Here is a 22835-nt window from a genome sequence, read left to right as displayed (position 1 = left end):
CGTCGGCGGGGGCACGGCCGCCCTGCCCTGCCCCGGCCCGGTCATTCCCCCTGCGGGAACAGCAGCATGGCATCGCCGTAGCTGAAGAACCGGTATTTCTCTTCGATGGCCGCCCGATATGCATCGAACACCCGCGCCTGCCCGACGAAGGCCGAAATCATCATCAGCAGCGTGCTTTCAGGCAGGTGGAAGTTGGTCACCATCGCGTCGACGCTGCGGATCCGGTAGCCCGGCGTGATGAAAATCTGGGTCTCCCCGGCATACGGCAGCAGTTCGCCATCACGCATCGCGCTTTCCAGGGCACGCACCACGGTGGTACCCACGCCGATCACCCGGCCCCCGGCCGCGCGCGTGCGACGCACCTGCTGGACCAGTTCGGCACCGACATTGAGCCATTCCCGGTGCATGACATGTTCGTTCAGGTCATCCACGCGCACCGGCTGGAACGTGCCGGCGCCCACATGCAGGGTCACATGGCCGAAGGCCACTCCCTGCGCCGCCAGGGCGGCCAGCAGCGCCTCGTCGAAATGCAGCCCGGCGGTGGGTGCGGCCACCGCACCGACCTCGCGGGCGAACACGGTCTGGTAGCGCTCGCGGTCGTCCAGCCCGGGCTCGCGCTGGATGTAGGGCGGCAACGGCAGGCGCCCGGCGTGAAGGAGCCATTGCTCCAGTGCTTCGGGGATGTGGAACTGCAGGACGTAGAACTCGCCGTCGCGGCCGAGCACCTCGGCCTCGCCCCCGGCGTCCAGCGCAATCCGGCTGCCGGCCTTGGGCGACTTGCTGGCGCCGACCTGGGCGCGGGCCTGCTGGGCGCCGAGCAGGCGCTCGATCAGGATCTCGACCCGCCCGCCGCTGGCCTTCTGGCCAAACAGACGCGCCGGAATCACCCGGGTATCGTTGAAGACCAGCAGGTCGCCGGCGCGCAGCAGATCGGGCAGGTCGCGCACATGGCGATGCTCGAACGCGGCCGGGGCCGGCGGCACCACCATCAGGCGGCTGGCCGAGCGCTCCGCAAGCGGAGCCTGGGCAATCAGTTCAGGCGGCAGTTCGTAGTTGAAATCGGACTTCTTCAAGGCAGCGCACGGCAACGTGTAGGCAATGTCGTCCATTGTACGACTGGCCCTCGATGGCAACGCAGGATTGGCCAAACGTCGCGCAAAATGCTGCTATGCAGCAGCGTTTTGCGGGGTTATCGCGCGAAAAACCGCGTGCTAGCATCGAGTTGGAAGTCTGATGCACGAGCAGGAATGCCCGAAGCGCGCGCGAATAGACGCGCGTTTTGCTTTTCCGCCGTGCCGCCAATCGTTTCAGGAGATCTGCAATGAGCTTCATCGACCGTCTCGCCCCCCTTCGCGCCCAGCCGGGCGCCCGCCTGACCACCGGCCTGGATGACGCCACCCTCGAACGCCTGGCCGCCGGCCACCCGGACCTGGTCGCCGCCATCGACGCCGCCGCCGCCGAGTTCGAGCGCGTGCGCGCCGACCTGGGTGCCCTGCTGCCGCTGGACGAGCGCGCCCAGATCGACGCCATGCAGGACGGCTTCGTCAATTTCTATGCCGATGACGCGGTGACGCCGTACGTGGCCCTGGCCGCCCGCGGCGCCTGGGTGGTCACGCTCAAGGGCGCGGTGCTGTATGACGCTGGCGGCTACGGCATGCTCGGCTTCGGACATACGCCTGCGGCCGTGATGGAGGCCATGTCAGCCCCGCAGGTGATGGCCAACGTGATGACCCCGAGCCTGTCCCAGCAGCGCTTCATCGCCGCGCTGCGCCAGGAGATCGGTCACCGTCGCGGTGGCTGCCCGTACAGCCGTTTCATGTGCCTGAATTCGGGTTCCGAAGCGGTCGGCCTGGCCGCACGCATCGCCGACGTCAACGCCAAGCTGCAGACCGATCCAGGCGCCCGCCACGCCGGGGCCACCATCAAGCGTGTCGTGGTCAAGGGCAGCTTCCACGGCCGCACCGACCGCCCCGGCCTGTACTCGGACTCCAGCCGCAAAACCTACATGCAGCACCTGGCCAGCTATCGTGGCGAGGACTCGGTGATCGCGATCGCGCCCTATGACGAAGACGCGCTCAAGCGGGTGTTCGCCGAGGCCGAACAGAACCACTGGTTCGTCGAAGCGGTGTTCCTGGAGCCGGTGATGGGCGAAGGCGATCCGGGCCGTTCGGTGCCGCCATCGTTCTACGCCCTGGCCCGCGAGCTGACCCGCCAGCACGGCAGCCTGCTGCTGCTCGATTCGATCCAGGCCGGCCTGCGTGCGCATGGCGTGCTGTCGATCGTGGACTACCCCGGTTTCGAAGGGCTGGACGCGCCGGACATGGAGACCTACTCCAAGGCACTCAACGCCGCCCAGTTCCCGCTGTCGGTGCTGGCCGTGACCGACCACGCCGCCCAGCTGTACCGCAAGGGCATCTACGGCAACACCATGACCTCCAACCCGCGTGCGCTGGACGTCGCCTGCGCCACCCTGTCGCTGCTGACGCCGCAGGTGCGTGAGAACATCCGCGTGCGCGGCGAGGAAGCCGTGCGCAAGCTGGAACAACTCAGGAGCGAGCTGGGCGGGCTGATCACCAAGGTGCAGGGCACCGGCCTGCTGTTCTCCTGCGAGCTGGCCCCGCAGTTCAAGTGTTACGGCGCCGGCTCCACCGAAGAGTGGCTGCGCAACCACGGCATCAATGTGATTCACGGCGGCGAGAACTCGCTGCGCTTCACCCCGCACTTCGGCATGGACAGCGACGAGCTGGACCTGCTGGTGGGCCTGGTGGGACGGGCGCTGAAGGAAGGCCCGCGCAGGGAGCAGTCGCAGGCGGCGTAAGCCGGCAGCGGACCTGACCACCCGGTCAGGTCCGGTTTGGCCCCGGCCCGGCGAACGCGCTAAAATCGCCGATCGCATCTGCGGAACGAACCCCGTCACGAGACCGGAACATCGGTCATCGGCGGGGCTTTTTCGTTTCCGCCGCGTCACCTCCGAACACAGGAAGATCCAATGAAGTCGATTTGCGTTTACTGTGGCTCCAACCCCGGCAGCAAGCCGATCTACACCGAGCGCGCCATCGCGCTGGGCGACCGCATCGCCCGCGACGGCCTGCGCCTGGTGTACGGCGGCGGCAACGTCGGCCTGATGGGCACGGTGGCCAACGCCGTGCTGGCTGGCGGCGGTGAGGTCACCGGTGTGATTCCGCAGCAGCTGGCCGACTGGGAAGTGGCCCACCGCGGCCTGACCGAGCTGGAAATCGTCGGTTCGATGCACGAGCGCAAGTCGCGCATGTTCGACCTGTCCGACGCGTTCGTTGCCCTGCCCGGCGGCTTCGGCACGATGGAAGAGATCTTCGAGATGCTCACCTGGCGCCAGCTCGGCATCGGCAACAAGCCGTGCGCCTTCCTGGACGTGGACGGTTTCTACGCCCCGCTGATCGGCATGATCGACCGCATGGTGGAAGAGCGCTTCCTGCATCCCGAGCAGCGCGCCGACCTCTGGTACGGGTCGGACATCGACGCGATGCTGGAGTGGATGCGCGGGTACGAACCGGCGCAGGCCTCCAAGTGGATCGACGAGAAGCGCCGCAACGCCTTGCGGTGACACCGTGGCGCGGGGCGCTGCCCCGCTGGATCTCCGTCGTGCCTGGTGAACGTGCCGGGGAGACCCCGGCGCTACGCCGTTTCCATCGGTGCGGGGCGGCCCAGCAGGTAACCCTGGCCATAGTCGCAGCCGAGTTGCAGCAGCGTGTCGCGCTGGGCGGCGTTCTCGATACCCTCGCCCACCGTTTCGATGCCCAGCGTGCGGGCCAGCGACAGCACGCCTTGGACCAGCGCATAGGTACTCTGGATGTCCTGGCCGTGCAGACCTGCGATGAAACTCTGGTCGATCTTGAGCGTGGAGATCGGGAACCGGTGCAGATAGGACAGCGCTGAAAAGCCGGTCCCGAAATCGTCCAGCTGCACCAGCACACCCCGCTCGCGCAGCGTCTGCAGGATGCGCAGCGTGCGCGGGCCGTCATCGAGCAGCGCCACCTCGGTGATCTCCAGCCGCAACCGGTGCGGGTCGGCGCCGACTGCCTCGATCAGGCCAAACAGACGCGAACTGAAATCGGCCGACCGGAAATGACGCGGCGACACGTTCACCGACAGATAGCCGCGTCCGCCGCGTGCCAGCTGCCCGATCACCTGCTCGTAGAGCAGCCAGTCCGCCTGTTCGATCAGGCCGCTCTCTTCGCCCAGGTCGAGAAACGCGCTCGGCAGCAGCAGACCGCGCCGCTCGTGCTGCCAGCGCAGCAGCGCTTCGTGCCCCACCACCTCCCCGTCGGACAGGCGCACGATCGGCTGGTAATAGGGAAGAAAATCGCGGTTGATGATGGCCCGGCGCAGGTCCGCTTCCAGGTCCAGGCTGCGCAGCGCCTCTTCGCGCATGGCTTCATCGAACACCGCGCAGCGGTCCTTGCCCTGCGCCTTGGCACGGTACATCGCCGCATCGGCGTCGCGCACCAGTTCCTCGCCATTGCGGTAGCGCGGATGCCACATGGCAATGCCGAGGCTGCCGGACGGAAACAGCTCGCGCCCCTTGACCCACATCGACTCTTCCAGCGCCATCAGCATCCGCTGCGCGAACTCCACCGCCGAGGACAACCCGTGACGGCACTGCAGCAGGATCGCAAACTCGTCGCCGCCCAGCCGCGCCACCACGTCCTCGCTGGAGACCATCGAGACGATCCGCTTGGCCACCTCGACCAGCATCTGGTCGCCGGCGGCGTGGCCAATGCTGTCATTGACCAGCTTGAAGCGGTCCAGATCCAGGAACAGCACCGCGAAGGCCGATCCGTCGGGCTGACGCGCCTGGGCGATCGCATCCTCCAGCCGGTCCAGCAGGTGCAGCCGGTTGGGCAGACCGGTCAACGCGTCGTGCATGGCCTGGTGGGTGAGCCGCTGCTCCGCGCGCAGGCGCTCGCCGATCTGGCCCAGCAGTTTTTCGTTCACATCGGCCAGTTCACGGGTGCGCTCCTCCACCCGCAGTTCCAGCTCGGCGTGCGCGTTGCGCAGCCGCTCCTGGTCGCGCTGGCGGGCCAGGCCGTTGCCGATGTTCTGCGCCACGAACGTCAGCAGGCGCTGGTCGTGGGCGGTGAAGCTGACGTCCGGCGAGTAGCTCTGCACCACGATCACGCCGACCACGTCGTCGTCGCTCAGCAACGGCACGCCCAGCCAGCAATGCGAACGCGCACCGAACTCGCGCACCGCGCCGGCCGCGCGCAGTGCATCGATGTTGTCGCGCGTGGCCAGCAGCGGCTGGCGGTTGCGCACGATGTACTCGGTGAGACCCTCGCTGAAGGGGCGCGGTGCGCGGGAGGCGTTGTACTCGTCCACCGAGTAGACGAATTCCAACCCGTCGCCCCCTTCGTTGACCAGCGCAATGTAGAAGTTGCGCGCATCCAGCAGCGTGCCCACCACCCCATGCACCTGGACATAGAACTCGGTCAGGCTGGAGGCGCTCATCGCCATCTCGGAGATGTTGAACAGCGCCAGCTGCAGTTTCTCGGCGCGGCGCCGCTCCACCACTTCGTCCTGCAGGCTGCGGTTGGCGCGCTGCAGTTCCAGCGTGCGCCGCTCCACCTGGCGCTCCAGCTGCACCTGTGCCTGGCGGCGGTCCATCGCGGTCTGGATGTGCTGGGCGACGTAGCCCAGCAGTGCGCGGTCGGCTTCGCCGTAACGCGCGCGGTGTTCATAGCTCTGCACCACGATGGCGCCACACACGCGGCCTTCGCGCAGCATCGGTACGCCCAGCCAGTCCAGGCTTTCCGGCCCCCGATCCGGATCGGGTTCGTCGTTGTCGGCAGCGAGCAGCTCGCGCGACGGACCGCTCAACGGCTGTCCGTGACGCAGCAGCGCGAAGGTCAGGCTGCGCGGCATCTCGTGCTCTTCGTAGCTGCGGTCAGGATCGGCGACAAAGCTGTCCTGCTGGTCGGCGAAGTACAGGAACCGGACCCGGCGCCGCACATCGTCGTACTCGACAATAAAGCAGTTCTGCGCGTACATCAGGGAGTTGAGCACGCTGTGCACGTGACGCAGCATCTCGGACATTTCCAGGTCCGCGCCGGCAAGGTCGGCGATTTCATACAGCGCCTGCTGCAGGCGTTTGGAGATTTCCAGCGAGTGGATCTCGCGGCGCTGTCGGGTCAGCGCAATGGCGTCCTGCACGGCACGCCGCGCCAGCCCCCACCACCCTGCGTCCAGGGGCACCGGCTCCCCTTGGCTCAGCACCCGCATCGCCAGCCGGGTGTCCCCGAACTGCCATCGCTGCAGCTGCCCCGGCGCGGGAAGCGCCGCGTCGAGCAGGTGACCGGCGGTCATCGAGCGATCGAAGGGTTCGGACTGCAGCCCGTCGCCAAGCACCGGGTCGCGCCAGGCCAGATGCAGGCTGCTGCCGACAGGCAGCACCGCGCAGAGGGTGCGCGCCAGATCGGCGGACACCTGCGCGTCACGGTCCGGGTCCACTGAAGGCGTCACTACCTGACTGGACAGCATGTTCGTCTCTACTGGCACCGGATGCCCGGCACCTCCCCTGTCCCCCGAGCATAACGCGGGGACCGGGGGGCAATGGAAGGGTGGCAACCCCGATTGTTGCAGATGGACGTTATTGGAACGTCACCTGGAACCGCTCTCCCCATGCCGCCGGCCACCTCCCTGCCACCGCCACGCTTTGCGGACGCACCCGCACCGCTTACTCTGTGCGCCGTGGACGCCGTGGCCCTGCCAACCGATGAAGCGCTGATGCTGGCCTGGGCCGGCGGGGACCTGCCTGCGTTCGAGGTTCTCTACGGGCGCCATCGTGCCCGGCTGTACAGCTTCCTGCTGCGACAGCTGCGCGACGCCGCGCTCGCCGACGAACTGTTCCAGGACGTCTGGCAGCGGGTGATCGCTGCCCGCACCGGCTGGCAGCCCGAGGCCGCCTTCACCACGTGGCTGTTCCGGATCGCGCACAACCGGCTGAACGATCACTGGCGTGCGGCGCGGCACCGGCCGCCGCCGCCCGGCGATGCCGACGAACGCGTGGCGCGCATGACCGACAGCCGCACGCCGGAAACCCAGCTGTCCGAGTTCGAGCAGCGCCGTCGCCTGCAACTGGCGATGGAGCAGCTTCCCGCCGACCAGCGCAACGTGCTGCAGCTGCGGCTGGAACAGGAGCTCAGCCTGGAGGAGATCGCCGAGATCACCGGCGTGGGCCGCGAGACCGTCAAGTCGCGGCTGCGCTATGCGATGGACAAGCTGCGCGCGGGGATGAACGCATGAACGACCGCACGCCACTGACACCCGAAGAACGCGAACTGGCCCGCCTGCTGGGACGGTCTGCGCCGACCCCGCCGCCGCCGGCGCTCGACGACGCCGTGCTCGCCGCTGCGCGCGCGGCGGTGCAGGCGCCCCCGGTCGCCCCCGCAGCCGCGGCCGCCCCGCACGCGCCGCCACGGCGTCGGCGCTCGCGCCTGCCGGCCGTGATGGGGATCGCCGCCTCGGTGGTGTTCGCCGTCGGGATCGCCTGGCAACTGCGGCTGCAGGACCCGCCCATACCCGCTCTCGAGGTGCCGGCGGCAGATGCCCCGGCTGCGGCACCCGTGGCCGCCGAAGCGGCAGATGTCGCGGCCAGCCCGGCGACAGCGCCCGCTGCGGCCGAACCGGCGGGCGCCATCACGCCCCCGGCCGCCCCACTGCCCCAGGCGCGCGTCACCCCCCCGCCATCACCGGTGGTGGCGGAACCGGCACCGCTCACCCCGCCCAGAATGGCGCCGCCGCCTGCTCCGCCGGCACCGGCCGCAGCGCCGCAGACCTTCTCGATCGAACCGGCCGACAGCGCCGCCGCCGACACCGCGCCGGCGATGGCACCGCCACCGCCACCGGCGCCGGCCCCCGCGCAGAAGGCCGTGAGCCCGGAGCGCGCCACCGCGCCGCTCGCGGCGCCACGCCCGGCCCCGAGCGCCGCAGGCGTCATGCAGCGCCGTTCGGCGATGGCACCGTCCAGCGAGGCCGTCCTCTCGGCCAGCGCCGTCGATGCCGCGGTGTCCGCCGATGCCAGCCTGCCGCGCAAGCAGTGGCTCAAGCGTATCCGCGAGCGGCGCGATGCCGGTGATCTGGATACCGCGCGCGCCAGCCTGGAGCGCTACCTGCAGCAGTACCCGGAAGTGCGCATCCCGCGCGACCTGCGCCAACTGCTCGACACCTGAGCCGCGTACGCCGCGTCTCGCGGGCAAAGCTCTAGAATGGCGCGGATGCCCGATACGCTTGCCACCGCCGTCAGTCACAGCCTGGAGATCAAGCACAGCCGCTTCATCGCCCATGCCGCCCCCATCACCGACGCCGGCGCGGCGCTGCAGTTCCTGCAGCAGGTGGCCGTGCCCGATGCGACGCACAACTGCTGGGCCTACCGGCATGGCAACGATTACCGCTCCAGCGATGACGGCGAACCGGCCGGGACCGCCGGCAGACCGATCCTGGCGGCGATCGATGGGCAGGGGTTTGATCGCGTCATGGTGGTGGTCATCCGCTGGTACGGCGGCATCAAACTCGGCGCGGGCGGCCTGGTCCGTGCCTACGGCGGCACCGCTGCCGAATGCCTGCGGCTGGCGCCACGGCAACCGCTGATCGCGCTGGCCGAGCTGGACGTGCACGCCCCGTTCGACGATCTGGGCACGCTGCATGCGGCACTGGCCGCCCACCTGGCCGAAAAGCAGGCCGAAACCTTCACCCCGTCGGGCGTATCGCTGCACCTTCGTCTACCGGCCGATCAGGTCGACCCGTTGAAAAACCGGCTGCGCGACGCCACCCGTGATCGTATCCGCGTGGAAACACGCACCGAACCAGGCCAACCGAATGACTGACACCCCTCCCGCGCCCGCCCCGGCGCTGCGCCGCCTTGGCAGCCTGCGCACGCTGTGGCCGTTCGTGCGCCGCCATGCGGGGCTGTTCAGCGCCTGGCTGGTGGCGCTCGCGGTGTCCTCGGTAGCCACGCTGAGCCTGCCGCCGGCAGTCAAGCTGATGATCGATCATGGCTTCAGCGACAACGGCCAGATCAACCGCGCCTTCGCGCTGCTGTTCCTGGTCGCGGTGGTACTGGCCCTGGCCACCGCTGCCCGCTTCTTCTTCGTCTCCCTGCTCGGCGAAAAGGTCGTCGCCGACCTGCGCAGCCGCCTGTATGCCCACCTGATTGCGCTGGGTGCCGGCTTCCACGACCGCAGCCGCAGCGGCGAGCTGGTCTCGCGCCTCACGGCCGACAGCGAACTGCTGCGCAGCGTCATCGGCTCGACGATGTCGGTGGCATTGCGCAGCAGCGTCACTGTAGTGGGCAGCCTGGTCATGCTGTTCGTCACCAGCCCGGCACTGGCGGCGTGGACGCTGGTCGGCATTCCGCTGGCCGTGCTGCCGATCATCATCGGCGCGCGTCGTCTGCGCCACATTTCGCGCGCCAGCCAGGACCGCATCGCCGACGCCAACAGCCTCGCCGCCGAGACCCTGGGCGCGGTCCGCACGGTGCAGGCGCATGCACGCGAGCCTTACGAGCGCAGCCGCTTCAACGCGGCGCTGGGCGAATCGATCAAGGCCGCGCGCCGGCGCATCGGCGCTCAGTCCATCGTCACCGCCACCGCCATCGTCCTGGTGTTCGGCGCGATCGTCGGGGTGCTGTGGCTGGGGGCGCACGATGTCATCGACGGCCGCATGAGCGCCGGCACGCTGGGCCAGTTCGTGCTGTATGCGTTGATCGGCGGCGGGTCGGTCGGCGCGCTCGCAGAAGTCTGGAATGAGCTGCAGCGCGCCTCCGGCGGCATGGGCCGGATCGCCGAACTGCTGCAGGAAGACATCGAGATCACCAGCCCCGCCGATCCGCAGCCGCTGCCCCAGCCGCTGCGTGGCGAGATCCGCTTCGACGACGTGGTGTTCCATTATCCGCAGCGCCCGGACACCGCCGCGCTGGATCATTTCGACCTGCACGTGCGCCCGGGCGAGACCGTGGCTCTGGTCGGTCCCTCCGGCGCGGGCAAGAGCACCGTGCTGTCGATGCTGCTGCGCTTCCACGATCCCGCCGCCGGCCGCATCCAGGTCGATGGCGTGGATGTGCGCCAGGTCGATCCGGCCCAGCTGCGCGCGCAGATGGCGCTGGTGCCGCAGCAGCCCACCCTGTTTGCGAGCACCGCACTGGACAACATCCGTTACGGCCGACTGGAGGCCAGTGACGAGGAGGTGCAGCGCGCTGCTGCGGCTGCCGAAGCCGACGAGTTCCTGCAGGCCCTTCCGGAGGGCTATATGAGCGAGCTGGGAGAGCGTGGCGCACGCCTGTCCGGCGGGCAGCAGCAGCGCATCGCCATCGCACGCGCCCTGCTCAAGGATGCACCGATCCTGCTGCTCGACGAGGCCACCAGCGCTCTGGACGCGCAGAGCGAACGCGCCGTGCAGCAGGCACTGGAGCGGCTGATGGCCGGCCGCACCACGCTGGTCATCGCGCATCGCCTGGCCACCGTGCTGAAGGCCGACCGCATCGTCGTGATGGACCACGGCAGGATCGTCGCACAGGGCACACATGCGCAGCTGCTGGCCGAAGGTGGCCTGTATGCGGAGCTGGCGAAGCTGCAGTTCATCGATTGACGACACACGCCTAACGCGTCGCGATGCATGGTGCACGGACCGTGGTCCGTGCCGCTGCAGGAGGTGTTCCATGTCGTTCCGACAGTTCCCCGCCACTGACGCCAATGGCGAAAACTACGTCATCATCGAGTTCAGGGAGGAGGCTGCCAGCGACACCGCGTCGTCCGCGCCTGCCACGCGTTACGAGCTGGCCGATGGTCGTCATCTGGTCCGCGACGGCCGCCAGTTCCGCACCTCGGGCGGCGAACTTACCCTGACGACCTGACCGCTGGTCATTTTTTCGCCAGCCATCTTGACACCGTTCTGTCGCAAGGGATGAACGCGGTTATCCACATGGTTGTCCGCAATTCATCCACACCCCCTGTGGATGAATGCGGCAGTGCAGCAGGTCAGCGTGACAGCACCCGACCGATGCCGGACGCGTCGATTTCCGCGGCCGCCTGCTGCAGCGCGCGTGCGTCGCTGCCGGCAACGAATCCCACGCGGAAATGCACGTCGCCGGCCGGCGTGCGCGACGAGTGGATGGAAGCCAGGCTCACCGCGTGGCGCTCGAACACATGCAGCAGTTCACGCAGCGAACCGGGGCGATCCTCGGGCAGATGCACGCTGATCGCATTGCGCTCGGTCAGGTCGGCCAGCAGGTAGCCCACCCGCTCGAAGGTATAGTTGCCTTCGGCCAGCACGGCCTCGCCCTGGCTGTCACGATTGTCCAGCAGCAGCTGCTGGCGGAACGCCGCCCGCGCATCGTCGTCGCCCTGCCCGACCTGGCTACGCAGCGTCTGCAGGTGCGCAAGCAGGCGGTCGAGCATCGGCCCAACGTGCGGATTGCCGAACTGGATGTCTTCGTAGATGGCCGGGTTCAACGACAGGATGCGCGCGATGATCGCCGTATCCAGCTCGAATGACGCCGACCGGTACGGCATCAGCGCCGGGAGGGGGCCGAGCAGCGGTGCGTACTCGCGCAGCACGCCGGCCTGGGCCAGGTGCGTGGCGTGAACCATTGCCTGCACCAGCGCCATCACCTGGTCGTGGTGCTCGGGCGTGGCGCGCACGCACTCGGCCTCCAGTGCATCGCACAGGCCCTGCACCCACGGCTTCCACTGCGACAGGCGCGCCTCGCAGACCACCATGACGCGGCCTTTCAGGGTCGGCGCCTTCGGCGGCGCGGTCATCGGATGCAGGCCCACCACGTCGGCCTGCGAGGCGAGCATCGCCGCCACCGGCGCGGACTTCACCGACGTGACGTCCAGCCACAGCCGCCCTGCCTCGCGCCCGGCCGAGCGCGCGACGTACTCGCCGATCAACGCCGGGGTATGGCGGATCGGCGCGGAGAAGATCAGCACCTCCGCGCGCGCGACCAGAACCTCGGGGCTGTCCGATCGGGGATCAGCCGGATCGTGTCCCAGTACCTCCAGGCCCATCCGTTGCTGGAGGAACCGCCGCAGCCAGCGCCCGTAGGCCCCGGCACTGCCGACGATGCCAACCACCGGCATCCAGGTCACGCCAGGCGCTCGGGCACGAAGCGCTGCGGCAACGACAGGGCCGCCGGTGCGGCAGCCAGTACGTCGAACTCTTCATGCCCGTTGGCCAGCGTGGTCTCCAACGCCACGTGCACACCGGCGATCGCGCGCGAGATGGCCTGCTCGAAGGCTTCGCCGCGCAGCAGGAAGGCAACCAGCAGCGACATCAGCACGTCGCCGGTGCCGGCCACGTCCACCGGCAGGTGCGGCGAGGTCCAGCGCCAGATCGCATCGCGACTCACCGCCAGCGTCACCAGCTGCCCCGGCTCGCCGCCCACGCTGTGCGCCAGCACCCACTCGGGCCCGCGTGCCAGCAGGGCCTGCGACGCGGCGATGGCTTCGTCCTGGGCCAGGCTCGGCATCCCGGTCAACCGCCCCAGCTCGAACGCATTGGGCGTCACCAGCCACGCGTGCGGCAGCAGGCGCTCGGCGAACACGGTTTCCAGACCAGGCTCCACATACGGACCGGTGTGGGTATCGCCGATCACCGGGTCCAGGCAGTAGCTCAGCTGCGGCGATGCCGGCAGCACCTCGTCCAGCCAGTCGGCGAACGCGGTGCCGTTGCCGACGCTGCCGAAGTAGCCCGAGACCAGCATCCGTGCACGCTGCGGCAGCCCGCGCTCAGCGGTGCCCAGCAGCAGGTCCGAGAACCACTCCGACGGCAGCACGCGGCCACGCGTGGTGGCGTAGAACGGCGCGTTGCTGAGCAGCGTGGTCGGGATCTCCGCCACGCGCACGCCCAGCGCACGCAGCGGCGGTACCGCAGCGCTGTTGCCGGCATGGCCGTAGACGAGCTGGGACTGCACGGAGATGACATCGACCGGCGACGGACCGTCCGGGCGCTGGCGGCGGCCGTGGACCAGGTGGCTTTCGAGGGATTCGTTCATGGGATCGGCACGGTGGGGGGGCTCTATGGCCATTATCCCCCAACCGCTATGCCGCATCCTGCCCGTCTACGCAGCCGGATCTGCCCGTTCCGGGATGTGGGGGTCACGCTGCAGCAGGAACTCCCAGGTATCGCTGAAGACCAGTGGGTAATGCAGCGGCCGGCGATCGGCGAACCGTTGCGCGTGGACGGGCTCCCCTTCCACGCGACAGCCGCCCGGCGATTCGAAGGCGACCAGCTCGGTGACAATGGCGTGGCGGGAGCTGCCCGCTTCCTGGAGATGGGGCGCATACGACGGATGCGCGGTAATGCTGCGTTTGAGCACTACCCGTCCCACGGCAGGCGCGTACCAGCTGACGCTGTGCTCCAGCCCCTCGACGGCCGATCGCCCCTGCCAGCGCCTGCCGGTCATGTCATCGGAGGTGGGATTGGACTTTCGCCAGCGTGCACGCCGTTCGATGCGGTACGCACGGACGCTGCCAATCCCAATGTTGATTGTCTCCATGCCCACCACACGACTGCTGGCCTCCTCTTCGTAGTCGTAGCGGTAGGTCCCGTTGGCCCCCACGACTGCACCGGGTTCGGCGAAGGCATCGTTCCACGCCGCACCCACCGCAAGTGGGAACCGCAGGATTTCCTTGCGCCCCTGGCGAAGCGGATTGACGTCCGCATAGGTGTCGGTGTGTTCAACCCGCGCCACACCGTCCCCCACCGCCAGCCGCGTCAGGCGCTCCGACATCCCATCCAGGCGAAGGGACGACACAGGATGGTCGGGACCCATCGAGTACGTCCATCGCGTGCCAGGCGCCAACTGCAGAGGACGCTCGATCGTCCCGTCGATCGCATCCAGCCTGCATGCCTCCAACGGCGCGGCGGACACCGCGCCTGCAGCGAGGGAGGCAGTCACCACGGCCACCGGCCATGCGCGGCGTACAGCGCAAGACAGGGATCGAACAGCGGCGTGGACGTTGCGGGCAAGCGTGTTCATCGCGGCATGGTAGTAATCGCTGCAGGCACAGTCACCCACGCCTGTCGCGATCAACACCAAAGGCAGACGACCTGCACCGGACCGCGACGGGAACAAAAAAAAAGCCCCCTGTCTCCAGGGGGCCTTCGGTACAAGGCAGGAACCAACGCCGCTTATGACGTCATCCGATCCCAGAACCCCTTCACGCCATCGATGAACGTGGCCGACTTCGGCGAGTGCTTGCGCGCTTCTTCGCCGGTGAAGGTGGTTTCAAACTGCTCCAGCAGCTTGCGCTGCTCGGTGGTGAGGTTGACCGGGGTCTCCACCACCACGCGGCAATACAGATCGCCTTCGCTGCGGCTGCGCACCGACCGTACACCCTTGCCGCGCAGGCGGAACAGCTTGCCGGTCTGGGTTTCGGCCGGAATGCGGATCTCGGCGTACCCGCCCAGCGTGGCTACGCGCACGGTGTCGCCGAGCGCCGCCTGCGAGATGCGGATCGGCACTTCGCAGTGCAGGTCGTCACCGTCGCGCTGGAAGATCGCGTGCTCGCGCACCCGCACTTCCACATACAGATCGCCCGCCGGCGTACCGGCCGGACCGGCCTCGCCTTCGCCGGACAGGCGGATGCGGTCACCGGTATCGACGCCCGCAGGCACCTTCACCGACAACACCTTGTCTTCCTCGACACGGCCGTTGCCGTGGCAGGTCTTGCAGGGATTGGGAATGATCTGGCCACGGCCACCGCAGTTGTGGCAGGCCTGCTGCATGGCAAAGATGCCGCGCTGCACGCGCACCTGGCCGCGCCCCTGGCAGACGGTGCAGGTGTCCACCTTGCCGTCTTCCGAGCCGTTGCCGTGGCAGTCACCGCATTCGGCCAGGGTCGGAATCTCGATGCGGCGCTCCACGCCCATCACCGCTTCTTCCAGGTCCAGCTCCATCACGTAGCCGATGTCGGCACCGCGACGGGCCTGGCGCGGACCACCGCCACCGCCGCCGAAGATGTTGCCGAAAATGTCGCCGAAAATGTCGTTCATGTCCGGGCCACCCGGACCACCGCCACCGCCACCGCCCATGCCATGCTCGAACGCGGCGTGGCCGTGGGCGTCGTACATGCGGCGCTTGTTGGCGTCGGACAGGACTTCGTAGGCTTCCTTGCATTCCTTGAAGGATGCTTCGGCAGCCGCATCACCCGGATTGCGGTCCGGGTGGAACTTCATCGCGCAACGGCGATAGGACTTCTTCAGCTCTTCTTCGCTGGCGGTGCGGGACACACCCAGCACTTCGTAGTAATCGCGCTTGCTCATAACTTGGATCGGGTTCCGGAAGTCGGGATTCGTCAACGCGCAAGAGCGGAACCAGGTCCGCTCTTGCGTCGGGCGCCCCGACAGGCCGGGATACGGCTGTCAGGACCTGGGGGAAACGACAACGGGACGCTGCCTGCGCAACGTCCCGCGTCTTGTCCGGATCAGGACTTCTTGTCGTCCTTGACTTCGGTGAACTCGGCGTCCACCACGTCGTCATGCGCGCCGTTGGTGTTGCCGGCACCGGCATCGGCACCCGCAGCGGCACCGCCCTGCTCGGCGGCGGCCGCCGCGGCGAACAGCGACTGGCCGGCCTCTTCCAGCACCTTCGACTTGGCTTCGATCTGCGCCTTGTCGTCGCCCTTCATCGCCGTTTCCAGGTCGGACAGGGCCGACTCGACCTTGCCGATCACATCACCACCGACCTTGCTGCCGTGCTCGTTGATCGCAGTACGGGTACCGTGGATCAGCGCGTCGGCCTGGTTGCGGGCCTGGACCAGCTCGTGGAACTTCTTGTCTTCCTCGCGGTTGGCTTCCGCGTCGGCGACCATGCGCGCGATCTCGTCCTCGGACAGACCCGAACCGGCCTTGATCTCGACCTTCTGTTCCTTGTTGGTCTTCTTGTCCTTGGCCGACACGTGCAGGATGCCGTTGGCGTCGATGTCGAAGGACACTTCCACCTGCGGCATGCCGCGCGGGGCCGGCTCGATGCCGGACAGGTCGAACTTGGCCAGCGACTTGTTGAAGCGGGCCTGTTCGCGCTCACCCTGCAGCACGTGCACGGTCACGGCCGACTGGTTGTCCTCGGCGGTGGAGAACACCTGCGAGGCCTTGGTCGGGATGGTGGTGTTCTTCTCGATGATCTTGGTGAACACGCCACCCATCGTCTCGATGCCCAGCGACAGCGGGGTCACGTCCAGCAGCAGCACGTCCTTGACGTCGCCGCCGAGCACGCCACCCTGGATGGCCGCACCCAGTGCCACGGCTTCGTCCGGGTTGACGTCCTTGCGCGGTTCCTTGCCGAAGAACTCGGTCACGGCCTGCTGTACCTTCGGCATGCGGGTCTGGCCGCCGACCAGGATCACTTCGCTGATGTCGCTCGAGCGCAGGCCGGCGTCATTCAGCGCCACGCGGCACGGTTCGATCGACTTCTTGATCAGCTCTTCCACCAGCGCTTCCAGCTTGGCGCGGGTCAGCTTGATGTTCAGGTGCTTCGGACCCGAGGCGTCGGCGGTGACGTACGGCAGGTTCACTTCGGTCTGCTGCGCGCTGGACAGTTCGATCTTGGCGCGCTCGGCGGCGTCCTTCAGGCGCTGCAGGGCCAGCGGATCCTTGCGCAGGTCGATGCCCTGGTCCTTGTTGAACTCGTCGACGAGGTACTCGATGACACGGTTGTCGAAGTCTTCGCCGCCCAGGAAGGTGTCGCCGTTGGTGGCCAGCACTTCGAACTGCTTTTCACCGTCGACGTTGGCGATTTCGATCACCGACACGTCGAAGGTGCCGCCGCCCAGGTCGTACACCACGATCTTGCGATCCTTGTTGTCGCCCTTGTCCAGGCCATAGGCCAGTGCGGCCGCGGTCGGCTCGTTGATGATGCGCTTGACGTCCAGACCGGCAATGCGGCCGGCGTCCTTGGTCGCCTGGCGCTGGCTGTCGTTGAAGTAGGCCGGCACGGTGATCACCGCTTCGGTCACGGTCTCGCCCAGGAAGGCTTCGGCCGTCTTCTTCATCTTCTCCAGCACGCGGGCGGAGATTTCCTGCGGCGCCATCTTCTTGGCGTCGCTGGTCTGCACCCAGGCGTCGCCGTTGTCGTGGGCCAGGATGCCGTAGGGCACGTGCGCGATGTCCTTCTGGACTTCAGCGTCGGTGAACTTGCGGCCGATCAGGCGCTTGACGGCGTAGAAGGTGTTCTTCGGGTTGGTGACGGCCTGGCGCTTGGCCGAGGCGCCCACCAGCACTTCGCCGTCCTTGGTGTAGGCGACGATGGAAGGCGTGGTGCGGTCACCCTCCGCATTCTCGATGACGCGGGCCTTACCGCCGTCCATGATCGCCACACACGAGTTGGTGGTGCCGAGGTCGATACCAATGATCTTGCCCATGAGGGAGACTCCTGAAAGTTCTGGGAACATCCGGCTGCTGCCGGGTTATGAATGGGATGTGTGGGACGCCGGGAAGACTTTCAAGCCATCCACCGAACACAGTGTCCGATGGCTGCCAAACGCGTTCAGCGTCCGGTGATGGGGCCGGGCGGAACCGGCCCCGTCCGCCGGGGAGCGCCCGGCGTCACGCGTCGCGTGCGACCACGACGAGGGCCGGGCGCAGCAGGCGATCATTGAGCTGATAGCCCTTCTGGAACACCTGGACCACGCTGCCGGGTGCCGCACCGGGCGCGTCGACCTGGCTGATCGCCTGGTGGTGGTCCGGGTTGAACGGCTGGCCGGTCGGGTCCAGCAGGGTCAGGCCGTTGTCCGCGGCGACCTTGAGCAGCTGCTTGTACGTCAGCTCCAGGCCTTCGCGCAGCGGGCTGGGGTCGGTGCCGGCGGCTGCCAGGCCGGCGTCGAGGCTGTCGAACACCGGCAGCAGCTCGCCCAGCAGCTTTTCATTGGCGAAGCGGCGCGCCTGCTCGACGTCGCGGGCCACGCGCTTGCGCTGGTTGTCCAGGTCGGCGCGCTCGCGCAGCGACTCGGCCTTCAGCAGCGCCAGCTCGTTGTGCAGGCTCTCGACCTGCTGCTGCAGCGCATCGGCCGGGGCCTGCTCGCCGGTCGACGTCTGGGATGCGATATCTGACTGATCTTGGTTCATTTCCGTTTCCCTGGCGGTGACTCCCCGCCTCCACCCACCCCTATGTGGGCGCGCCGACCGGTTTCAAGAGCTGAACCGTCGATCAGGCCCGCTCACGGGACAATCCGCCCGGTCCACCCGGTTCCAACGCCGCCCCCAGCACCTCGGCCGTCGCCTGCACCAGCGGAATCATGCGGTCGTAGGCCATCCGCTTGGGGCCGATCACCCCCAGCACGCCCAGCACCCGGCCACCGGCCGAGTACGGGGCGGTCACCAGCGAGACGCTCTCCAGCGGCATCACGCCGGTCTCCTCGCCGATGAAGATGCGCACGCCCGGGGCCTGGATGGTGCGCTCCAGCAGCTGCAGGATCTCGCGCTTGCTGGCGAACACGTCGAACAGCTCGCGCAGGCGCTCCAGGTCCGACAGGTCCTGCACCCCCATCAGCCGGGTCTGTCCGGCCAGCACCATGTCATCGGCCGGCGGCACCAGCGCCTGCTCGGCCAGCTCGATGCTGTGCGCCAGCAGCTGCTCCATCTCCGACTGCGCGTCGCGCAGCTCCAGCAGCAGCCGCGCGCGGATCTCCGACAGCGGCCGGCCCGCGCACTGCGCATTGAGGTAATTGGCCACCTGCTCCAGCTCGCCCGGCTCCCAGCTGCGGCGCGGCTCGATCACCCGGTTCTGCACCTCGTTGTCGGCGAACACCAGGATCGCCAGCACCCGGCGCGCGTCCAGCGCCACGAAATCGATGTGGCGGAACGCGAACTGCTCCCGGCGCGGCGCACTCACCACGCCCACGAAATGGCTCATCGCCGACAACAGCTCCGAGGCGCTGCCCAGCAGTGCCTGGGTGCCGGTACCGGTGGCCAGTTCGCTGCGCAGGCGGGTCAGTTCGCCCTCGCCTGGCGGTTGCATCTTGACCAGGCTGTCCACGAACACCCGGTAGCCGTTCGCGGTCGGCACCCGGCCTGCCGAGGTGTGCGGCGAACTGAGCAGGCCCAGGTCTTCCAGATCGGCCAGGATGTTGCGGATGGTGGCCGGGCTGACATCCAGCCCCGCATGCCGCGCCAGGGTCTGCGACCCCACCGGCTCGCCATCCTGGATATGGCGCGCGATCAGCGTCCGCAGCAGATGGCGGGCACGGGGCGCAAGATGGGGAGAGGAAGGGTGCATGGAATCAGCCTGTGAGACGCCCCCTTAGATAATGGCTGGACCCGGCGTTGGCAAGTCATTGGAGCCGCCCCTCGCCCATGCTAGCTTTGCGCGGCTCACGAACCTCAGACCATGCTTAGACATCTATCGATCAAGGATTTTGCAGTCGTCCGCGCTACCGAACTCGAATTCGGGCCGGGCATGACCGTGGTCAGCGGCGAAACCGGCGCGGGCAAGTCGCTGATGGTGGACGCGCTGGGCTTCCTGTCCGGGCTGCGCGCCGACAGCGGCGTGGTCCGCCACGGCGCCGCCCGCGCCGAGCTGTCGGCCGAATTCGCCCCGCCGGCCGATGCGCCGGCGCGGCAGTGGCTGCGCGACAACGAGCTCGACGACGAGGACCAGTGCCAGCTGCGCCGGATCATCCGTGCCGACGGCGGCTCGCGGGCCTGGATCAACGGCCGGCCGGTCACCCTGTCACAGCTCACCGAACTGGCCGCCACCCTGGTGGAGATCCACGGCCAGCACGAACAGCAGGCCCTGCTGTCGCGGCCCTCGCAGCTGGCCCTGCTGGATGCCTACGCCCGCAACGAGGCCGAACGCAGCCAGGTCCGCCAGGCGGCGGCCCGCTGGCAGGCACTGGTGGACGAGGCCGAGGCCCTGTCCAAACAGGGAGACGTGAGCGACCGCATCGGATTCCTTGAACACCAGCTGGGCGAACTGCAGCGCGAAGACCTGGACCCCGCCTCGATCGTGGCGCTGGGCAGCAGCCATCGCCGGCAGGCGCACGCCAGCGCGCTGATAAGCGCCTGCGATGTGGCCGCCGGCCGCCTCAACGGCGACGACGACGTGTCCGTCCTGCAGTTGCTGCAGCAGACCCGGCATGATCTCGCCCGGGTGGCCGAACACGACACCCGCCTGGGCGAGGTGGACGCGCTGCTGGACAGCGCGTCCATCCAGCTGCATGAAGCCCTGTCGCTGCTGGACCGGGTCCATGACGACCTCGACGCCGATCCGGAGCAGTTCGAGGACATCGAACGCCGGCTGGGCCGCCTGCACGATCTGGCGCGCAAGCATCGGGTGCCGATGGAAGCCCTGGGCGAACACCGTGACGCACTGGACGCCGAGGTCGAACAGCTGCGGGGCGCGGACGAGCGCCTGCAGGCCCTGGCAGGCGAGATCCAGCGCGCGAGCGGGCAATGGCAGGCCGTGGCGGCCGCGCTCAGCGCCAGCCGCCAGCAGGCCGCAGCCGCCCTGTCGCAGACCACCACCGACCTGATCGGCGAGCTGGGCATGGGCGGGGGCCAGTTCCTGATCGACATCGAGCCCCAGGCCGTGGCCAAGCCGGACCCCAACGGCGCCGAGCGCGTCGAGTTTCTGGTCGCGGCCAATGCCGGCCAGCCTCCCCGCGCCCTGCGCAAGGTCGCCTCCGGCGGCGAACTGTCCCGGATCTCGCTGGCGATCGAGGTGGCTGCCCTGGGCCTGGACGCGGTGCCGACGATGGTCTTCGACGAAGTGGATTCGGGCATCGGCGGCGCCGTGGCCGACATCGTGGGGCAGAAGCTGCGCGCCTTGGGCGAAAAGCGCCAGGTGCTGTGCGTGACCCATCTGCCGCAGGTGGCCTCCAAAGGCCATGCCCATTACCGGGTCAGCAAGGCACCGGTGGACGGCATGACCCAGAGCGCGGTCGAGAAGCTGGACACCCGGGCGCGCGAGGAAGAGCTGGCGCGCATGCTGGGCGGGGTGGAAGTCACCAAGGAAGCCCGCGCCGCGGCGCGGAAACTGTTGCAGGCCTGACCGGCCCTGACAACCGGCAGGCGACGACCCCCGGTCGTCGCTGCGTTGCACCCCGACCGACGGCATGGCCACCGTAACGGCCGCCGACGGTCGGGCGGCCGGCAAGCGGCGTTGGGAACGCCTGCGCCGTGCCTTGCGGGAGCTACTTGCGGGAGCTACCCGCGTAACAGCCGTCTGGCGGTTACTTGCGCTTCTTGCGCACGTAGAGCACCAGCGAGTGCTCTTCCAGCTCGTAACCGTGGTCGGCCGCGATCTTGCGCTGCAGCTCCTCGATCTCGTGGCTTTCGAACTCGATGATCTTGCCGCTGTCCACGTCGACCATATGGTCGTGGTGGCCGCCGCGATCGAGTTCATAGACGGCCTGGCCGCCCTCGAAATTGTGCTTCAGGACCAGGCCGGCGGCCTCGAACTGGGTCAGCACCCGGTACACCGTCGCCAGGCCGATCTCGTCGCCGTGCTCGAGCAGCTGGCGGTAGATGTCCTCGGCGGTCATGTGGTGCTGGGCGTTGCGCTGCTCAAGCAGGGCAAGGATCCGCATCCGCGGATGGGTCACCTTCAGGCCGACTTTGCGCAGGTCGTGGGTTTCCATAATTCTCCGTTCATTGGCGATTTAGCGCCAGCTGCCTCGGATTGGGTCGCGGCGACACGTCGGGAGTGTATCATCGACTCGATTTCCCCAAACGCCATTCCCGATGCGCAATCTCCTGCTGGTCGCCGCCGTTGCCCTGTCCACCACGGGCTGCGGCATCATCTATAAGCAACCCATCTATCAGGGCAACCTGATCCGGGAGCAGGCCGTCGGTCAGCTGCAGGTGGGTCAGAGCAAGCAGCAGGTCAATGCCCTGCTCGGCACTCCCTCCATTCCCGACCCGTTCCACGCCCAGCGCTGGGACTACACCGCCAGCCAGCGCATCAACCGGCTGGGCAACACTGAAGTGAAGAACTTCACGGTGTTCTTCGAGAACGACCTGGTGACCCGCTGGGAGGGCGACTACTTCCCGAACCAGGACGCCGAACTCGCCCGCACCAGCATCCGCCAGTTCGGCCGCAACCTGGCCAAGGACAAGAAGAAGCAGCGCGGCCGCTGAGGCCCCGCGGCACGGCAATCAGCGGCCGGCGCCCGCGCGCCGGCGGCGGTTGTCCTTGGGGTCGGCCAGCAGGGGGCGCAGCAGCTCGACCCGGTCGCCGTCGTGCAGCACCTGCGTGGCGGTCGCCAGCAGGCCATGCACGGCCACCGCCGGGCACTGCGCACTGCCCTCGATGGCCGCCGCCTGGATCGCATCGCCGACGGTGGCCCCTTCGCACAGGGACAGCACGCGGACCTCGGCACGGTCCGGCCAGGCCAGCACCACCTCCACCCGGATCATCGTTCAGTCCTGCTCGTCGGCGACACGAACGAAATCATTGACCATGCGGTCTGCCAGGCCCTGGAAGCCCAGCGCGAGCGCCGGCCCGAGCAGGCGGGAGTTCGGTTCGAACTCCAGCGTGAGGGTCACCTTGCAGGCATCCTCGGCAAGTGCATGGAATTCCCAGCGCCCATGCAGGCGCTTGAACGGACCATCGCGCAGCTGCATGTCGATGCTGCACGGTCGCTGCAACGCGTTCTCGGTCATGAACCAGGTCGAGAACGAACCCAGACCCAGGTCCAGGCGCGCCACCAGGCGATCCGGAGCGGATTCCAGGATCTGCGAGGCCGAGCACCAGCGGAAGCGGCGCGGATAGGCGTCAATATCATTGACCAGGTCGAACATACGGGCAGCCGAATGTTCGACCAGGGCACTACGGCGGATAGTTGGCATGCGGCGGTACTGGT

21 protein-coding genes are annotated in these 22835 nt (G+C 68.2%); 9 read left to right on the top strand and 12 right to left on the bottom strand.

Features of this window, described 5'->3' with window-relative positions:
• Window positions 1-41: 41 nt before the first annotated feature.
• The gene (gene queA, locus ACPEH8_RS02700; RefSeq protein WP_423665941.1) at window positions 42-1109 is read right to left on the bottom strand and encodes a tRNA preQ1(34) S-adenosylmethionine ribosyltransferase-isomerase QueA; all 1068 of its coding nucleotides are present in this window, start codon (window positions 1107-1109) and stop codon (window positions 42-44) included.
• 212 nt (window positions 1110-1321) lie between these two features.
• On the opposite strand from queA, the gene ACPEH8_RS02695 reads away from it, so the two are divergent.
• Entirely contained in the window at window positions 1322-2818 is a 1497-nt protein-coding gene (locus ACPEH8_RS02695) for an aminotransferase class III-fold pyridoxal phosphate-dependent enzyme (RefSeq protein WP_017356415.1), read from the top strand.
• A 171-nt stretch (window positions 2819-2989) separates the two neighbouring features.
• Window positions 2990-3583: a TIGR00730 family Rossman fold protein gene (locus ACPEH8_RS02690; RefSeq protein WP_017356416.1), complete on the top strand. Its 594-nt coding sequence runs from the start codon at window positions 2990-2992 to the stop codon at window positions 3581-3583.
• Window positions 3584-3654: 71 nt separating this feature from the next.
• On the opposite strand, the gene ACPEH8_RS02685 is transcribed toward ACPEH8_RS02690, so the two are convergent.
• Window positions 3655-6516: a bifunctional diguanylate cyclase/phosphodiesterase gene (locus tag ACPEH8_RS02685; protein ID WP_051008627.1), complete on the bottom strand. Its 2862-nt coding sequence runs from the start codon at window positions 6514-6516 to the stop codon at window positions 3655-3657.
• 141 nt (window positions 6517-6657) lie between these two features.
• Between ACPEH8_RS02685 and ACPEH8_RS02680 the strand changes: the two genes are divergently transcribed.
• The 5 genes from ACPEH8_RS02680 (at window position 6658) to ACPEH8_RS02660 (ending at window position 10885) form a co-directional block, all read left to right on the top strand.
• Window positions 6658-7281 carry an RNA polymerase sigma factor gene (locus ACPEH8_RS02680; RefSeq protein WP_423665939.1) on the top strand — a complete coding sequence of 208 codons (624 nt, stop codon included), beginning with the start codon at window positions 6658-6660 and terminating at the stop codon, window positions 7279-7281.
• Entirely contained in the window at window positions 7278-8207 is a 930-nt protein-coding gene (locus tag ACPEH8_RS02675; protein WP_423665937.1) for a hypothetical protein, read from the top strand. The genes ACPEH8_RS02680 and ACPEH8_RS02675 overlap by 4 nt, the downstream gene beginning before the upstream one ends.
• Before the next feature lie 45 nt (window positions 8208-8252).
• On the top strand, window positions 8253-8861 hold the full coding sequence (locus ACPEH8_RS02670) for an IMPACT family protein (RefSeq protein WP_136005940.1): 609 nt from the start codon (window positions 8253-8255) through the stop codon (window positions 8859-8861).
• Complete coding sequence (locus ACPEH8_RS02665) at window positions 8854-10620, top strand: ABC transporter transmembrane domain-containing protein (protein WP_017357105.1); 1767 nt, start codon at window positions 8854-8856, stop codon at window positions 10618-10620. Before ACPEH8_RS02670 ends, ACPEH8_RS02665 begins: the two co-directional genes overlap by 8 nt.
• A gap of 70 nt (window positions 10621-10690) precedes the next feature.
• The gene (locus ACPEH8_RS02660; protein ID WP_017357106.1) at window positions 10691-10885 is read left to right on the top strand and encodes a hypothetical protein; all 195 of its coding nucleotides are present in this window, start codon (window positions 10691-10693) and stop codon (window positions 10883-10885) included.
• A gap of 124 nt (window positions 10886-11009) precedes the next feature.
• Here the strand turns inward: ACPEH8_RS02660 and ACPEH8_RS02655 are convergent, their stop codons facing one another.
• The 7 genes from ACPEH8_RS02655 to hrcA all read right to left on the bottom strand — a co-directional run bounded on the left by ACPEH8_RS02655 (window position 11010) and on the right by hrcA (window position 19249).
• Window positions 11010-12113, bottom strand: a complete 1104-nt coding sequence (locus tag ACPEH8_RS02655; protein ID WP_423666150.1) for a prephenate dehydrogenase — start codon at window positions 12111-12113, stop codon at window positions 11010-11012.
• Window positions 12114-12118: 5 nt separating this feature from the next.
• Window positions 12119-13027 (bottom strand): pyridoxal kinase, encoded by a 909-nt coding sequence (pdxY, locus tag ACPEH8_RS02650; protein WP_423665935.1) that lies wholly within the window; start codon window positions 13025-13027, stop codon window positions 12119-12121.
• A gap of 66 nt (window positions 13028-13093) precedes the next feature.
• The gene (locus ACPEH8_RS02645) at window positions 13094-13933 is read right to left on the bottom strand and encodes a hypothetical protein (RefSeq protein ID WP_423665933.1); all 840 of its coding nucleotides are present in this window, start codon (window positions 13931-13933) and stop codon (window positions 13094-13096) included.
• A gap of 233 nt (window positions 13934-14166) precedes the next feature.
• Entirely contained in the window at window positions 14167-15300 is a 1134-nt protein-coding gene (gene dnaJ / locus ACPEH8_RS02640; RefSeq protein ID WP_153164246.1) for a molecular chaperone DnaJ, read from the bottom strand.
• 161 nt (window positions 15301-15461) lie between these two features.
• Window positions 15462-17396, bottom strand: a complete 1935-nt coding sequence (gene dnaK, locus ACPEH8_RS02635; RefSeq protein ID WP_017357110.1) for a molecular chaperone DnaK — start codon at window positions 17394-17396, stop codon at window positions 15462-15464.
• 184 nt (window positions 17397-17580) lie between these two features.
• The gene (gene grpE / locus ACPEH8_RS02630; RefSeq protein WP_017357111.1) at window positions 17581-18099 is read right to left on the bottom strand and encodes a nucleotide exchange factor GrpE; all 519 of its coding nucleotides are present in this window, start codon (window positions 18097-18099) and stop codon (window positions 17581-17583) included.
• A gap of 82 nt (window positions 18100-18181) precedes the next feature.
• Complete coding sequence (gene hrcA / locus ACPEH8_RS02625) at window positions 18182-19249, bottom strand: heat-inducible transcriptional repressor HrcA (RefSeq protein WP_017357112.1); 1068 nt, start codon at window positions 19247-19249, stop codon at window positions 18182-18184.
• Between the two features lie 111 nt (window positions 19250-19360).
• On the opposite strand from hrcA, the gene recN reads away from it, so the two are divergent.
• Complete coding sequence (gene recN / locus ACPEH8_RS02620) at window positions 19361-21022, top strand: DNA repair protein RecN (protein ID WP_136005934.1); 1662 nt, start codon at window positions 19361-19363, stop codon at window positions 21020-21022.
• Window positions 21023-21203: 181 nt separating this feature from the next.
• Here recN and fur read toward each other — a convergent pair whose 3' ends face one another.
• Entirely contained in the window at window positions 21204-21611 is a 408-nt protein-coding gene (fur, locus tag ACPEH8_RS02615; RefSeq protein WP_005409235.1) for a ferric iron uptake transcriptional regulator, read from the bottom strand.
• 103 nt (window positions 21612-21714) lie between these two features.
• On the opposite strand from fur, the gene ACPEH8_RS02610 reads away from it, so the two are divergent.
• Entirely contained in the window at window positions 21715-22110 is a 396-nt protein-coding gene (locus ACPEH8_RS02610) for an outer membrane protein assembly factor BamE (RefSeq protein ID WP_136005931.1), read from the top strand.
• Window positions 22111-22128: 18 nt separating this feature from the next.
• Here the strand turns inward: ACPEH8_RS02610 and ACPEH8_RS02605 are convergent, their stop codons facing one another.
• Window positions 22129-22389 (bottom strand): RnfH family protein, encoded by a 261-nt coding sequence (locus tag ACPEH8_RS02605; protein ID WP_262072368.1) that lies wholly within the window; start codon window positions 22387-22389, stop codon window positions 22129-22131.
• 3 nt (window positions 22390-22392) lie between these two features.
• Window positions 22393-22821 (bottom strand): type II toxin-antitoxin system RatA family toxin, encoded by a 429-nt coding sequence (locus ACPEH8_RS02600; RefSeq protein WP_026070781.1) that lies wholly within the window; start codon window positions 22819-22821, stop codon window positions 22393-22395.
• Window positions 22822-22835: the final 14 nt, after the last annotated feature.

Origin of the sequence: Stenotrophomonas sp. NPDC077461 (genome assembly GCF_049545475.1) — a bacterium.
Lineage (GTDB): Bacteria > Pseudomonadota > Gammaproteobacteria > Xanthomonadales > Xanthomonadaceae > Stenotrophomonas > Stenotrophomonas nematodicola.
Note: the sequence above shows the minus strand (reverse complement) of the source record. Positions and strands in the feature narration are given on the sequence as shown.

What these genes read in the sequence shown, in the direction of transcription:
- ACPEH8_RS02670 (WP_136005940.1), top strand. Translation starts at nt 8,253, where the DNA reads ATGCCCGATACGCTTGCCACCGCCGTCAGTCACAGCCTGGAGATCAAG.
- hrcA (WP_017357112.1), bottom strand. Translation starts at nt 19,249, where the DNA reads ATGCACCCTTCCTCTCCCCATCTTGCGCCCCGTGCCCGCCATCTGCTG.
- ACPEH8_RS02690 (WP_017356416.1), top strand. Translation starts at nt 2,990, where the DNA reads ATGAAGTCGATTTGCGTTTACTGTGGCTCCAACCCCGGCAGCAAGCCG.
- dnaJ (WP_153164246.1), bottom strand. Translation starts at nt 15,300, where the DNA reads ATGAGCAAGCGCGATTACTACGAAGTGCTGGGTGTGTCCCGCACCGCC.
- ACPEH8_RS02680 (WP_423665939.1), top strand. Translation starts at nt 6,658, where the DNA reads ATGCCGCCGGCCACCTCCCTGCCACCGCCACGCTTTGCGGACGCACCC.
- ACPEH8_RS02655 (WP_423666150.1), bottom strand. Translation starts at nt 12,113, where the DNA reads ATGCCGGTGGTTGGCATCGTCGGCAGTGCCGGGGCCTACGGGCGCTGG.
- ACPEH8_RS02605 (WP_262072368.1), bottom strand. Translation starts at nt 22,389, where the DNA reads ATGATCCGGGTGGAGGTGGTGCTGGCCTGGCCGGACCGTGCCGAGGTC.
- fur (WP_005409235.1), bottom strand. Translation starts at nt 21,611, where the DNA reads ATGGAAACCCACGACCTGCGCAAAGTCGGCCTGAAGGTGACCCATCCG.
- ACPEH8_RS02675 (WP_423665937.1), top strand. Translation starts at nt 7,278, where the DNA reads ATGAACGACCGCACGCCACTGACACCCGAAGAACGCGAACTGGCCCGC.
- ACPEH8_RS02610 (WP_136005931.1), top strand. Translation starts at nt 21,715, where the DNA reads ATGCGCAATCTCCTGCTGGTCGCCGCCGTTGCCCTGTCCACCACGGGC.
- ACPEH8_RS02600 (WP_026070781.1), bottom strand. Translation starts at nt 22,821, where the DNA reads ATGCCAACTATCCGCCGTAGTGCCCTGGTCGAACATTCGGCTGCCCGT.
- recN (WP_136005934.1), top strand. Translation starts at nt 19,361, where the DNA reads ATGCTTAGACATCTATCGATCAAGGATTTTGCAGTCGTCCGCGCTACC.
- queA (WP_423665941.1), bottom strand. Translation starts at nt 1,109, where the DNA reads ATGGACGACATTGCCTACACGTTGCCGTGCGCTGCCTTGAAGAAGTCC.
- dnaK (WP_017357110.1), bottom strand. Translation starts at nt 17,396, where the DNA reads ATGGGCAAGATCATTGGTATCGACCTCGGCACCACCAACTCGTGTGTG.
- ACPEH8_RS02660 (WP_017357106.1), top strand. Translation starts at nt 10,691, where the DNA reads ATGTCGTTCCGACAGTTCCCCGCCACTGACGCCAATGGCGAAAACTAC.
- pdxY (WP_423665935.1), bottom strand. Translation starts at nt 13,027, where the DNA reads ATGAACGAATCCCTCGAAAGCCACCTGGTCCACGGCCGCCGCCAGCGC.
- ACPEH8_RS02695 (WP_017356415.1), top strand. Translation starts at nt 1,322, where the DNA reads ATGAGCTTCATCGACCGTCTCGCCCCCCTTCGCGCCCAGCCGGGCGCC.
- grpE (WP_017357111.1), bottom strand. Translation starts at nt 18,099, where the DNA reads ATGAACCAAGATCAGTCAGATATCGCATCCCAGACGTCGACCGGCGAG.
- ACPEH8_RS02685 (WP_051008627.1), bottom strand. Translation starts at nt 6,516, where the DNA reads ATGCTGTCCAGTCAGGTAGTGACGCCTTCAGTGGACCCGGACCGTGAC.
- ACPEH8_RS02665 (WP_017357105.1), top strand. Translation starts at nt 8,854, where the DNA reads ATGACTGACACCCCTCCCGCGCCCGCCCCGGCGCTGCGCCGCCTTGGC.